Source organism: Pontibacter silvestris (assembly GCF_020907275.1).
Classification (GTDB): Bacteria; Bacteroidota; Bacteroidia; order Cytophagales; family Hymenobacteraceae; genus Pontibacter; species Pontibacter silvestris.
This window is the reverse complement of record NZ_JAJJWI010000014.1, coordinates 62,028-73,986: the sequence shown is the minus strand read 5'-3', so window position 1 is coordinate 73,986 and position 11,959 is coordinate 62,028. Positions and strand designations below refer to the sequence as shown.

The window sequence follows — 11,959 nt, the reverse complement described above, 5'->3', positions numbered from 1 at the left end:
AGGAGATGCTGCCGCTCTGCGAGCGACTCATCGGCGTGGGCCGCGGACTGGCGGGCTTTGCCGCCCTGTGGTACATCGCCTCCCGCGTCTGGCGCCACCTGGCCAGTGCCGAGCCCGTCGACTTCTACCCCCTGCTCCGGCCCTTCGCCCTGGGCATTGCCGTGCTGCTCTTTCCCTCGGTGCTGGCCCTGCTGAACGGGGTGCTCCAGCCGACGGTGACGGCCACCGGTGCCCTGGTCGAGGATACGGACAAAGCCATTGCCGCGCTGCTGAAGCAAAAGGAGGAGGCCATCCAGCGCTCGGATGCCTGGCAGCTGTACGCGGGGGTGGACGGCAACGGCGACCGGGACAAATGGTATAAGTACACGCACCCGGACGATCCGCTGGGCGAGGGGGAGGGTATCCTGGAAAGCATCGGCAACGACATGCGGTTTGCCATGGCCAAGGCCTCCTATAGCTTCCGGAACTCCATCAAGCAGTGGATGTCGGAAGTGCTGCAGCTGCTCTTCCAGACGGCCGCCCTCTGCATCAACACCATCCGCACCTTTTACCTCATCGTCCTGGCGGTGCTCGGTCCGCTGGTGTTCGGTTTCGCCGTCTTCGACGGCTTCCAGCACACGCTCACCGTCTGGCTGGCACGCTACGTCAACGTGTTCATGTGGCTGCCGGTGGCCAACATCTTCGGCGGCATCATCGGCAAGATACAGGAGAACATGCTCCGGCTCGACATCGGACAGGTGGAAAGCAGCGGCGAGACGTTCTTCAGTGCCACTGACTCAGCCTACCTCATCTTCCTGCTCATCGGCATTGTGGGGTACTTCACCGTGCCCAACGTGGCGGGCTACATCGTGCACGCCGGCGGCGGCAATGCCCTGCTCTATAAAGTAACCAACCTGCTGAGCACCACCAACCGCACTGCCCTGGCGGCGGGCGGCACGGGGGCAGGCTATGCCGCAGCCGCCCTCGGTGCCGGGGCTACGCACCTCACCCAAAGCGTCACCGGCTTCAGCGGCGGACCCGGCCACCGACAGGAAAGCGCTGGCCGTCGCAAGGGCGATCTGCCAGGCACAGGAGAAGGCCGCCGGGTGGCTGGGCCGGAAGTACGGGGCCCTGTCCTTCCGCACCAGAACGCTCTGCCTGCTGCTCTTCTGCCTCCTGCTCGGCGGGGCCAGTGGCTGGATACTGGCAGAAGCGGTTCTCCCCCACACGGCACCTGGCTCCCATTTCACCCCGGGTGTTCCTCTGCCCCTACCCCCGAAGCACCACCGGCAACCGCTGCAGGGACTACCCGACAGCCTGGGGGCACCCGGAACAACTATTCCCTCATCACCACTAAAATAACTTGTCCATGAAAACTCATTCCGAAGCATTCCTCCGCAGGAGAAGATTCCTGCTCGTCCTCCCCCTGCTCGTGCTGCCCTTCCTGACGATGGCCTTCTGGGCGCTGGGCGGCGGTGCGGGCACAGAAGCCAAGGCACCGCAGGCAGTACGCGGGCTGAACCTCCAGCTCCCCGAGCCGCAGCTCAAAAAAGAACCGGAAAGCGGTAAGCTGGGCCTCTACCAGCAGGCCCGGCGCAAGCTGCAAAAGCAGCAGGACACCGGCGGGAAAAACTTCCTGCACCGGCTGGGCCTGGAGCCCGGCGTCGAAGAAAGCACAGATGATACCTTAGGCAACTCTGCCCCAGATTCACCCGCCGCGGCTCCGGAAAACGCTGCTCAGCTGCTCGACCTCACGCCACAGGACCCGAATGAGGAGAAGATAAACAAGCGGCTCTCCCGGCTCTCGCAGCTCGTCAGCCAGGAACCCTCCAGGCCAGCTGCCCCAAAGCAAAGGGGAAAAGCGGCAGGCACTCCCTTAGAGGAGAGCGGAGAGAGCCGCTTCAGCCAGGATGTGGCGAAACTGGAGACGATGATGCGCACGATGGGCGGGACGAACGGCGGTGCCGCGGCAGACCCGGAGATGCAGCAACTGGAGGGTATGCTGGAGCGGATCCTGGACATCCAGCACCCGGAGCGGGTAAAGGAAAGGCTACGCGGGGAATCCCTGGAGAACGGGCAGCAGGCATTCACCGTGCAGGTCGCATCAGAAGGCCCGCCCATCACCCTGCTGCACCAGGCTCCCTCCCCGCATATTTCCGGGTCAGAGCCGACTACCGTCGTACTTTCCAGTGCCCTGGTTCCGCAAGGCCAGTCGCAGAACACCTTTTTCAATCTCAACCTGAATGAGGCTCCGCCCACTCCTGAGCAGCAGGGCAGCACCATAGAGGCGGCCGTGTACGAAACGCAGGCATTGACGACAGGGGCCACTGTGAAGCTGCGCCTGCTCCAGGACACCTACCTGGCCGGTCGGCTGCTGCCAGAGGGAAGCCTCGTGTACGGCACCTGCCAGGTCAGGGGCGAGCGGCTAGCTATCGAGGTAACCTCCGTCCGCTCCGGCAATGCCCTCCTGCCGGTGTTGCTCTCAGCCTACGACCTGGACGGAATAGAGGGGCTTTATGTCCCCGGCTCCCCCGCCCGGGAGGCGGCACGCCAGGGTGCCGGGCGCGCCATCAGCCAGAGCCTGCAGCTTCCCTCGCTCTCCCCTTCCCTTGGGGCCCAGGCGGCAAGTGCCGGCATTGACGCAGCCAGGGGACTGCTGAGCAAAGAGGCAAGGCAGGTGAAAGTCACGGTGAAAGCGGGCCACCGCCTCCTGCTCCGGGACCAGAAAACATAACTGTCAATACATCCTACCATTCCTAAACGCGATACCATGAACAAAACAACTATCATCGCACTGCTGTGCTTTTTGCTCAGCAGGCTTACCGTCCAGGCGCAGCCCATGCAACAGCAACACACACTGGAGCTGGCCTGCCGCAAAACCACCAGTCTGGTTTTCCCCTATCCCATCAAAAGCGTAGACCGCGGCAGCGGGGGAATACTGGCCCAGGTACCTCCCCAGGTGAGAAACGTGCTCCAGGTGAAAGCTGCCAGTCCCCGGTTTCAGGAAACGAACCTCACCGTCATCACCGCCGACGGCAGGCTCTACAGCTTTTTCGTCATTTACGATGAGAGCCCGGCCACTACCCTGTTGCGGCTGGAGGCTGCGCAGGCCACGTCCGTGCTTTTCACGGATGCCGGCTTGAACCAAAGGCAGCTGGAGAGCATCATGAGCCGGCTGGCGGAGGACTTCCGGTTTCACTACGGCATGAAAGACAAAGCCGGCGGGATAAAGGCCACGGTGGAAGGCATCTACATCCGGGGAAGCACTCTTTTCTACAGGGTCGTGCTTACCAACTCCTCCCCTGTTCCCTACGGCATTGACTTTACCCGCTTCACGGTGCGGGACAGGAAAAAGGCAAAGCGCACCGCCACGCAGGAAGAGGAGCTTGTCCCGCTTTACACCTACGGGGAAGAAGACAGGGCAGTGGAGGCCGGTCAGCGGAAGGTGCTGGTTTTCGCCCTGGAGAAGCACAACCTGAACCGCGGCAAGGAGCTGGTGCTCGTCCTGTTTGAGAAAAGCGGCGGCAGGCACCTTAAACTAAAAATTCGTGCCAGAGACATCCTGCTGGCATGCCCGCTCCTTTTCTCAGATGAAGCTGAAATCTAAACAGAACTCAAGACCTCTTAATCCTATCACCATGAATGAAAAGAACCTCAATTACCTGAAGGAAGGCCTCAAATACCAGGGCTTCGGCACCAGCCTGAACGCAGAGCTGGAAAGGCAGGTGCAGTCACAGCAGCCGGAGTTCCGTCTGCAACTGCAGGTGCCGCACCACAGCAGCACCATGGACTATACCCTGCACTTCCGCAGGTCGGATCAGGCGGACATGTACTTTTTCAACAAGTATGACGCTACGCTCAAGCCAGATGACTCTGCCCAGGAAAGAAGCCAGACCTTCTACATTAACAAAAACAGCGGCATCACGGCCAAGGAGGCCTACAACCTGCTGGGTGGCCGGTCCGTGCACAAAGAACTGGTTAACCAGGAGAACCAGCCCTACAAGGCCTGGCTACAGCTGGACCCAACTATTAAGGACCAGCATGGGAACCACAAGGTGCGGCAGTTCCACGAGAACTACGGCTTTGACCTGGAGAAGACCCTGAAGCAGTTCGCCATCCGGGAGCTGGAGGACCCACAGCAAAAAGAGCGGCTGCTGCGCTCCCTCGAGCGGGGAAACTTGCAGCAGGTAACGGCCCTGCAGGACGGCCAGGAGGCAAAGCGCTTCATTGAGGCAAGCCCGCAGTACAAGACCATCAACGTGTTTGACGAGCACATGAAGCCTGTGAAGCGGGAGAACATCTTGAAGGAGGAGCCAAATCAGGAAACAGCGGTAAGGCAGCAGCAGAAGGAAAAAAAGCAGGAATTGCCTTCAGAAGACCAGCCCGAACAGAAGCGACCTCGCAGGAAAGGAATGGCAATTTAGCCCCCAATGGCGTGTCCCCAACGCAGCACACCTGCTGCCAGCACTGGCAGCACCATAAAACCTGAATCCCCGGTATCCCTTCGGATGCCGGGGATTTCTTTTAGATATCTCTCAACTCAAGGCCACCATTTCTCAGGCTTCAAAGCATTTCTACCGAGAAACATCCTAAATCATTATCCCTCTCAGCCACTGAAATGCAAAGGTGCAGGGCAATTCATTCGGGCGCAAAGGTAGCCTTGCGTGCCGGACACGGGAACAAGGTAGTACGGAAAAAATGGGTATCCCCTGCCGGGGAGCCTCCGCATTTTTGCCGCCTCCACCTTGCCCTTAGTCCGTCCCGAAGGCAGGTGGGGCACCATAATCAATTCCTCACACTAAAAAGACAAAGATTATGGAAAAGCTCACCAGAAACTCCTCCTTCTCTAAAGTAGCTGAGATCAAGCTCTCCTACCGCGCCAAAGTGAAACCATCCCAGCGCCCGCAGGTCACCTGCTCCACCGACTGCTATAAGGTGCTGAAGCAAAGCTGGGACAGCGGAAAGATAGAGTTCGTGGAACAGTTCAAGGTCATGCTCCTCAACAGGGCCAACCGGGTGTTGGGCATCTACGAGCTGTCGACGGGGGGAGTCGCCGGCACTGTCGCGGACCCAAAGCTCATCTTTGTAGCCGCATTAAAAGCCTGCGCCTCCTCCATCGTCCTCTGTCACAACCACCCCTCCGGCAACCTGAAGCCAAGCGTCGCAGACCTGCAGCTGACAAAGAAGATGAAAGCGGGCGGCGAATTGCTCGACATCGCGGTGCTGGACCACCTCATCATCACCAGCGAGAGTTACTACTCGCTGGCTGACGAGGGGCTTTTATAGCCCCTTTTTTCTTATTAGGTGGAGCCAAGCGAACAGAGGCCGCTCCGGAAAATAATCTATCAATAATCTTAAACTTTACTACTATGAACGCTTATCAAAAATTGGATCAACTGGCAGAACAGGTGACAAACGAAGTGATCGCGCAGCTGGAGCAGGGAAAGGTGCTCTGGCAAAAGCCCTGGAGCACCTACGGCCTGCCGAAGAACTACTCCTCCGGCAGGCACTACGAAGGCTTCAACGCTATCTATCTCAACTACATCACGGAGAAGAACAACTTCACCGCGCCCTACTTCCTCACCTTCAAACAGGCTCTTGAGCTAGGCGGACACGTGAGGAAGGGCGAGAAGGGCACTCCCGTCATCTACTGGAAAATCTACGAAGAGAAAGCAGGTGAACAGGACGGTGTACAGGCAGAGGAGGAAAAAGGCAGGCACGGCAGAAAGTTTGTGCCCTTTATCTGGACAGTCTTCAACATCGACCAGGTGGAAGGCATTGACTTTACACTTCCGGCAGCTATCGAGCGTCCTGAACAGCAGGTCATAGAAGCTTGCCAACACGTGGTGGACCACTACCCCATGCCGCGCCCGCAGATCCTGCACGGAGGCTCACAAGCCTACTATGCGCCCGCCAGTGACCAGGTACAGATGCCCGAGCTGAAAAGCTTTGTCTCTCCCCAATCGTACCACGCCACGCTGTTCCATGAGCTGATTCACACCACCGGCCACCCCGACAGGCTCAACCGCTTCACAGAAGAGGAGAAGGCAAGCCGCTTCGGGGATGAGCACTACAGCAAAGAGGAACTGGTTGCCGAGATGGGAGCCAGTTTCCTCTGCGCCTTCACAGGCATCAAAGAGGACGTGTTCCAAAACTCTGTCGCTTACCTGCAGGGCTGGGTCAGCAGGTTCAAAGATGACAGGACGATGATCATCTACGCCAGCACAAGGGCCTTTAAAGCGGCCAGCTACATACTGGGCCTAAAGGCAGAAACGAACAAAGAAGCGCTGCCTGCCGCCGCTTAACAAAGGCAAAGGGCTGCCTGGTACTACAGGACAGTCCTTTCACCTCCACACTTAAAGGCTCATACGGAAAATCTTTGAATATTTTGAGGCTTTTCATAAAGTCCCCTTTTTGCAGGCTTGCACGCTAACTCTGCTAAAACCATTTCCTAAGTATGTTGAAGGGTTTTACACGGTTTGAATGTCTTTCTAAAAATCCGAAGAAGCCCATTTTAGTAAACAATGGGTTGTTAACCTTTGGCTATATCTTGAACTTGTCTTTAAGCATCCGCATGTCCTCGCTTACCTTTATATCAAGAATTTTGGCATAGTGCTGGGTAGTCCTGAGGTTGGTGTGGCCCAGCATCTTCGACACACTCTCCATGGGCACACCGTTAAGCAGCGTAACGGTGGTGGCAAAGGTGTGGCGGGCGATATGAAAAGTGAGCGGCTTGCTGATGCCGCACAAGTCGGCTATCTCCTTGAGGTAGGCATTCATCTTCTGGTTACTCAGCACCGGGAGCAGTTTCCCTTCATTCAGACACTGCGGGTGGTCCTTGTACTTCTCCAGTATCTTTAATGCCGTGGGCAGTAAAGGAATGCGGGAAGGGGTGTCAGTCTTCTGCCTCTTTTTGACTACCCACTTCTCTCCATCAATGCCCCTGCTAATGTCAGCTCGTGACAGCTGCAGCACATCCACATACGCTAACCCTGTAAAGCAGCTGAAAAGGAAAATGTCCCTCACCTGCGAAAGACGCTCCATTGCAAACTCCTTCGCTGCCATCGCTTCTAACTCCTCATCTGAAAGGTAAACCCGGTCCACCTTTTTCACCTTCGCTTTATAGTTTACAAAGGGATTGGCAGAAAGCTCGCCATTTGCCAGGCAAATGCGGATGATCTTGCCGAAGTTCTTGATGTACTTGACAGCTGTGTTGTTGGAGCACTTGCGGATGCTCCGCGGATGCTCCGCAGATAGAACTCATACTCGGTAATGAAGGCGTGGTCTATTTTCCTGATGTCGATGTCTGGGACCTGAAACTTCCACCACAGGAAGTCAGCTGTATGCTTCAAAGAGGTGGTGTAACGCTCCAGCGTACCCGGTGCGAACTCATCCCCCACAAGAGCTTCCATCCTGCGGTTGTGGTCCTGGAAGACCTCCAGCAGCATGATTCCTTTCTCCTCCTTTCCGGTGATCCTGTTCTTGATAGCCGTTGCCGTGACCAATCCTGAGGCTTCCACCAGCTGGCGGTGAGCCTCATACACCTTCACCTGCAGGCTGTCCAGGTAAGCGTTCAGGGATTTGGAGGATGCCTTTGTGCCGGCGGCACGACCGGCGGATGCATTCCAGCGTTCAGGTTCACACTCCCTTCCTGTGGCCAGCTCGGCACGTTTCCCGGCAACGGTGATGCGCAGGTAGATAGGAACAGAACCCATGCGATAGTTCTTTTGTTTTTTGAGGTAAAAGAGAAGACTGAAGTTAACACTCATAACGGTGACTTTAATGATTAAACAAATGTAGCTTTGCAGTCAACCGTAATCAAGATGCACAACCTTTGTACACCCTGTAAATCAGTATGTTATGTAAATTATGGTGAGTAAATTACTCTCTCAAACGAACTCACCGGATTACGCACCTTTTTTATGAGAAAAAATGAATAAAATGGTATAGTTCTAAAAACATAAAAGCCTGCAAACTCTTGATTTGCAGGCTTTTAGTTGATTTTGGTATTTCTACCAGCAGAGAGAGCGGGATTCGAACCCGCGATACCCTTTTGGAGTATACACACTTTCCAGGCGTGCTCCTTCAACCACTCGGACACCTCTCTAATTGCTGTGCAAAGATAATAGATAAACCGGCACACTTGCAAACTAATACTTACATACAGCAGATAAATCTACACTGAAACTTCTCCACGCAGGTCACTACGCAGCATTTCAATGGTTTGCTCATGGGGCAGCTTCTGACCAAGAACGAACATCATTTTAGTGATAGCCGCCTCTGTGGTAATATCAGAGCCACCAACTATGCCCATCTCTAACAAATATTTACTGGTTTCATAATGCCCCTGATCTACCCGTCCTTCATCACATTGCGAAACATTAAGAATATACACACCCCGCTGAATAGCATTGTATAGTAATTCCAAGAGCCAGGGAGCAGTAGGCGCATTACCGGCACCAAAAGTCTCCAGCACAACCCCCTGCAAATCAGGTTCCTGCAAAATAGATCGTACTACCTGAGGAGTAATACCTGGGAAAAGTTTTAAAATAGCTACCCTATCCTCTAAAAAATGATGTGCTACAAATGGCTGCTCTGCATGCGGACGAATAGCGCCCCAGTAATAGTCTATGTGAACACCAGCTTTCGCTAACTGAGGGTGGTTTTCAGACTTGAAGGCAGCAAAATGCCTGCTTTCCACTTTTTTAGCCCGGTTGCCTCGTAGCAATAAGTTACGGAAATAAATACATACTTCTGGCACCAATCCTTTACCGTCAATTTTAGTAGCAGCTATCTGAAGTGCTGTTACCAGATTTTCTCTGGCATCTGTACGGACCTTCCCTATCGGTAATTGGGCTCCTGTAAATATTACCGGCTTTTGTAAGTTGTCCAGCATAAAGCTAAGAGCCGATGCGCTGTAGGCCATGGTATCAGTGCCATGCAAAATAACAAAGCCATCATAAAAGTTATAGTTTTCTTCAATCAGACGGGCCATCATCAGCCAGTCTGCTATTGTTACATTAGAAGAATCTATTGCAGGTTCTATACTCACTACTGTCAGCAGGTAGTTAAACTGCTTTAGCTCGGGCACTTTCTGAATTATCTGGCTAAAATTAAAAGGCACCAAATGCTTTTTTTCTTCATCAAATACCATCCCTATTGTTCCTCCTGTATAGATAATAAGGATGGAAGCATCCGGATCAGCAGGAGCAGCTGTCTCTATATCTACTTTTACTATCTGCATGGCTATAGTTTGTAAAGGTTAAGGGCGTTATGTGTTGTTTTTTCTGCAACCTCTTCTACAGGCTTATTCATCAGTTCAGCTACTCTTCTTGCTATGATAGGGACATATACAGGTTCATTACGCTTACCCCTATAGGGTGCAGGCGCTAAGTAGGGGCAATCTGTTTCCAGCACCAGATCATCTAGCTGTAAGTGCAGCAAGAGCTTGTCCAATCCTCCGTTCTTAAAGGTAGATACACCTCCTATCCCCATCAGAAAACTCAGCTCTTTTACTTTTTCTGCCTGTTCTACGGAACCGGAAAAACAATGAAATATACCTCGCAAAGTTCCATCCTGAGCCTCTGCAATTATTTCATAAGTTTCATCGAAAGCATCTCGTGTATGTAATATAACCGGAAGCTGATGCTTCTTAGCCAGCTCTACCTGAACTTTTAAGGCTTCCTGCTGCTGTGGCAGGAAAGTTTTATCCCAATAGAGGTCTATACCACACTCTCCTACTGCTGCAAATTTCCTTCTGCTTAGCCACTCCTCAACCAGGTATAACTCACGCTCAAAATCTTTATTTACATAAGCCGGATGCAGCCCCATCATTGGAATGCACTGTTCAGGAAACTGAGCCTCTGCCTCTAGCATAGCATCAATTGACGTGTGGTCGATGTTAGGCATATAGATTCTATCCACGCCCTCTTCCTGTGCTCTTACAACCGCTTCCCTCTGATCTTCCTTAAACTCTTCTGAATAAATATGTGCGTGTGAATCAATAAGCTTCATGAACAATAATTAGTTTAAAATTCTATTGACACTAAGTATATCACCAATTATTAAGATGGCAATATAAGCACGAAAATCATCAAATATTAACTGTAACGACATTTAAATTTCTAACCAATATTAAATTTTAATAATTTTAAATACCCTATTTTGAGAAAGCACAAAAACAGAATCACACAAACAAGCTTTATTTTCCATTTTTGCATTACAAAATTCAAAACATGAAACGTAAAACTTCAGCGCAATCAGTACTGTCTGCCTTTCCAGCGGACATTTATCGGCAGGAAGAAAAATATAATGAGCACTACAGACGTAAAGACTAAATAAAACTCCAAAAATACATACTGCCACCACAATGCATGTTGGCCTACCCGCTTCAGGCAGAGATGCACATAGATACTTTGCAGTAGCAGTTTGAAGAGAAAAATACCCAGCATCACACCTACCGATGTATAGGCAAAAAAAGGAAGAAGCACCGGATAATAAGCTGCATGAAGAACAAGAATAACAACCATGTAAAGAGGTAAATGCATAGACCCGCGCATCCAGCGCTTACGCTGGTGCAGCAATTGCATTAAATTGGAAGCAGGTTCAGATTTAGTTAAAACAGAACGATCATAAATATTACGAAACCCCCAACCTTTTTTTATTATCTGATTAAAGATAGCCACATCTTCGGTCACAGAGAACTTAACATTCTCAAAGCCGCCTACCTGCTCGTACGCCTGCCTTCTTATAAGCATGTTATTGCCCATGGTAGTAACAGGTAATTTCAGGTCCGACACCACTTGCATAAGGCCAAGCGCATATAACCAATCCAGTGCCTGTAGCCTTGCAAATAAACTATTACCCGTTATGGTTGTAATGCCGGTAACTATTCCTACCTCCTTCTTCATCTCCGACAACATACCTTGCACCCACCTTAGAGGCACCTCTATGTCGGCATCTGTAAAGAAAAAAAAGTCTGTTGTAGCTAACTTTGCCAAATGTGCCAATACGTTTGCTTTGCCTTTTGCCTTACCTATGTTTTCGGTAATAGTAATACATCTGTAATTTGGCTTGTCTCTAATAAAGGCCTCTACTGTAGCTTTGGTGGCATCTGTAGAGGCATCGTCTCCTATCAACACCTCTACTTTACCTTTTGGATATTTTAAACGTTCTATAGCCTGCAGGCAATGCAGGATCGAGCTCTCTTCGTTACGGGCAGCAATCAGAATACTGATATGCGGCTGTTCCGATAAGTGCAGTCTGTAATGTTTCCGGTTAAAAACAAGCAGGGCCAGCAAAGCCAGAAAAAGCAGGAAATAAAGTATGAAATAGGCTACAGATACAATCATAAAGTCTCAAAGGAGTAGCCAAGCGAGGTAAAGTGTTCCAGGAAACGAGGCAAGGCGTACATCATATTTCTTTTAGCTTTCAGGCTGTCGTGAAATACGATAATGCTACCACTTTGGGTATACCTTATAGACTTTTTAAGGCATTTTTCTGGTGAGAGGCTGGCATCATAATCGTTGGTAAGCACGTCCCACATAATTAGTTCATACTTATCCCGTAGCTGTGCCGCCTGTTGCTTACTAATGCGCCCGTAAGGTGGGCGAAACAACTTTTTCTTAACTAATGAGGCAGAAGGGAAAATATTTTGTAGCTGCTGCTGACATATCTCCACGTTTTGCACATATTTTTGCAGCTCTGTTTGCCAGCCCTTTAGGTGGTTCTGTGTATGATTTGCCAGTTTGTGCCCAGCCTCCAACACCAACTGCGCCACCTCCGGGTGCTTTACAAGGTTGTCTCCCACACAAAAGAAAGTTGCTTTTGCTTGATATTTCTCCAACTGCTCCAGTACCCAAGGTGTAACTTCTGGTATAGGTCCATCATCAAATGTCAAGAACAATTTCTTCCCCTGTACTTCCCGATGCCAGGTATAACGCGGCATCAGCTTTTTTAGAAGCAAGGGTGTTTTGTACAA

General features: G+C 51.8%; 12 protein-coding genes and 1 tRNA gene. 6 read left to right on the top strand and 7 right to left on the bottom strand.

Annotated features, from left to right (window positions below):
* Window positions 1–5: 5 nt before the first annotated feature.
* The 6 genes from traJ to LN995_RS13805 all read left to right on the top strand — a co-directional run bounded on the left by traJ (window position 6) and on the right by LN995_RS13805 (window position 6,284).
* Window positions 6–1,352 carry a conjugative transposon protein TraJ gene (gene traJ / locus LN995_RS13830; RefSeq protein WP_229961672.1) on the top strand — a complete coding sequence of 449 codons (1,347 nt, stop codon included), beginning with the start codon at window positions 6–8 and terminating at the stop codon, window positions 1,350–1,352.
* The gene (gene traM / locus LN995_RS13825; protein ID WP_229961671.1) at window positions 1,349–2,713 is read left to right on the top strand and encodes a conjugative transposon protein TraM; all 1,365 of its coding nucleotides are present in this window, start codon (window positions 1,349–1,351) and stop codon (window positions 2,711–2,713) included. Before traJ ends, traM begins: the two co-directional genes overlap by 4 nt.
* Before the next feature lie 36 nt (window positions 2,714–2,749).
* Window positions 2,750–3,586 (top strand): conjugative transposon protein TraN, encoded by an 837-nt coding sequence (gene traN, locus LN995_RS13820; protein ID WP_229961670.1) that lies wholly within the window; start codon window positions 2,750–2,752, stop codon window positions 3,584–3,586.
* Window positions 3,528–4,403, top strand: a complete 876-nt coding sequence (locus LN995_RS13815; RefSeq protein ID WP_229961669.1) for a hypothetical protein — start codon at window positions 3,528–3,530, stop codon at window positions 4,401–4,403. The genes traN and LN995_RS13815 overlap by 59 nt, the downstream gene beginning before the upstream one ends.
* A 391-nt stretch (window positions 4,404–4,794) precedes the next feature.
* The gene (locus LN995_RS13810; RefSeq protein WP_229961668.1) at window positions 4,795–5,265 is read left to right on the top strand and encodes a JAB domain-containing protein; all 471 of its coding nucleotides are present in this window, start codon (window positions 4,795–4,797) and stop codon (window positions 5,263–5,265) included.
* Window positions 5,266–5,348: 83 nt separating this feature from the next.
* Entirely contained in the window at window positions 5,349–6,284 is a 936-nt protein-coding gene (locus LN995_RS13805) for an ArdC family protein (protein ID WP_229961667.1), read from the top strand.
* A 238-nt stretch (window positions 6,285–6,522) separates the two neighbouring features.
* Here the strand turns inward: LN995_RS13805 and LN995_RS13800 are convergent, their stop codons facing one another.
* The 7 genes from LN995_RS13800 to LN995_RS13770 all read right to left on the bottom strand — a co-directional run bounded on the left by LN995_RS13800 (window position 6,523) and on the right by LN995_RS13770 (window position 11,926).
* On the bottom strand, window positions 6,523–7,005 hold the full coding sequence (locus LN995_RS13800) for a site-specific integrase (RefSeq protein ID WP_229961666.1): 483 nt from the start codon (window positions 7,003–7,005) through the stop codon (window positions 6,523–6,525).
* 101 nt (window positions 7,006–7,106) lie between these two features.
* Entirely contained in the window at window positions 7,107–7,748 is a 642-nt protein-coding gene (locus LN995_RS13795) for a phage integrase SAM-like domain-containing protein (protein WP_229961665.1), read from the bottom strand.
* Between the two features lie 250 nt (window positions 7,749–7,998).
* Window positions 7,999–8,086, bottom strand: a tRNA-Ser gene (locus LN995_RS13790).
* A 69-nt stretch (window positions 8,087–8,155) separates the two neighbouring features.
* Window positions 8,156–9,223 (bottom strand): asparaginase, encoded by a 1,068-nt coding sequence (locus LN995_RS13785; RefSeq protein ID WP_229961664.1) that lies wholly within the window; start codon window positions 9,221–9,223, stop codon window positions 8,156–8,158.
* A gap of 2 nt (window positions 9,224–9,225) precedes the next feature.
* The gene (locus LN995_RS13780; protein ID WP_229961663.1) at window positions 9,226–9,993 is read right to left on the bottom strand and encodes a TatD family hydrolase; all 768 of its coding nucleotides are present in this window, start codon (window positions 9,991–9,993) and stop codon (window positions 9,226–9,228) included.
* Between the two features lie 245 nt (window positions 9,994–10,238).
* On the bottom strand, window positions 10,239–11,330 hold the full coding sequence (locus LN995_RS13775; protein WP_229961662.1) for a glycosyltransferase: 1,092 nt from the start codon (window positions 11,328–11,330) through the stop codon (window positions 10,239–10,241).
* Entirely contained in the window at window positions 11,327–11,926 is a 600-nt protein-coding gene (locus LN995_RS13770) for a polysaccharide deacetylase family protein (RefSeq protein ID WP_229961661.1), read from the bottom strand. Before LN995_RS13770 ends, LN995_RS13775 begins: the two co-directional genes overlap by 4 nt.
* Between the last annotated feature and the right edge of the window lie 33 nt (window positions 11,927–11,959).

Bases quoted from the DNA above. Each gene is read 5' to 3' on its own strand.
- LN995_RS13795 (WP_229961665.1), bottom strand. From the start codon at position 7,748: ATGAGTGTTAACTTCAGTCTTCTCTTTTACCTCAAAAAACAAAAGAAC.
- LN995_RS13785 (WP_229961664.1), bottom strand. From the start codon at position 9,223: ATGCAGATAGTAAAAGTAGATATAGAGACAGCTGCTCCTGCTGATCCG.
- LN995_RS13780 (WP_229961663.1), bottom strand. From the start codon at position 9,993: ATGAAGCTTATTGATTCACACGCACATATTTATTCAGAAGAGTTTAAG.
- traN (WP_229961670.1), top strand. From the start codon at position 2,750: ATGAACAAAACAACTATCATCGCACTGCTGTGCTTTTTGCTCAGCAGG.
- LN995_RS13770 (WP_229961661.1), bottom strand. From the start codon at position 11,926: ATGCCGCGTTATACCTGGCATCGGGAAGTACAGGGGAAGAAATTGTTC.
- traJ (WP_229961672.1), top strand. From the start codon at position 6: ATGCTGCCGCTCTGCGAGCGACTCATCGGCGTGGGCCGCGGACTGGCG.
- LN995_RS13805 (WP_229961667.1), top strand. From the start codon at position 5,349: ATGAACGCTTATCAAAAATTGGATCAACTGGCAGAACAGGTGACAAAC.
- LN995_RS13810 (WP_229961668.1), top strand. From the start codon at position 4,795: ATGGAAAAGCTCACCAGAAACTCCTCCTTCTCTAAAGTAGCTGAGATC.
- traM (WP_229961671.1), top strand. From the start codon at position 1,349: ATGAAAACTCATTCCGAAGCATTCCTCCGCAGGAGAAGATTCCTGCTC.
- LN995_RS13775 (WP_229961662.1), bottom strand. From the start codon at position 11,330: ATGATTGTATCTGTAGCCTATTTCATACTTTATTTCCTGCTTTTTCTG.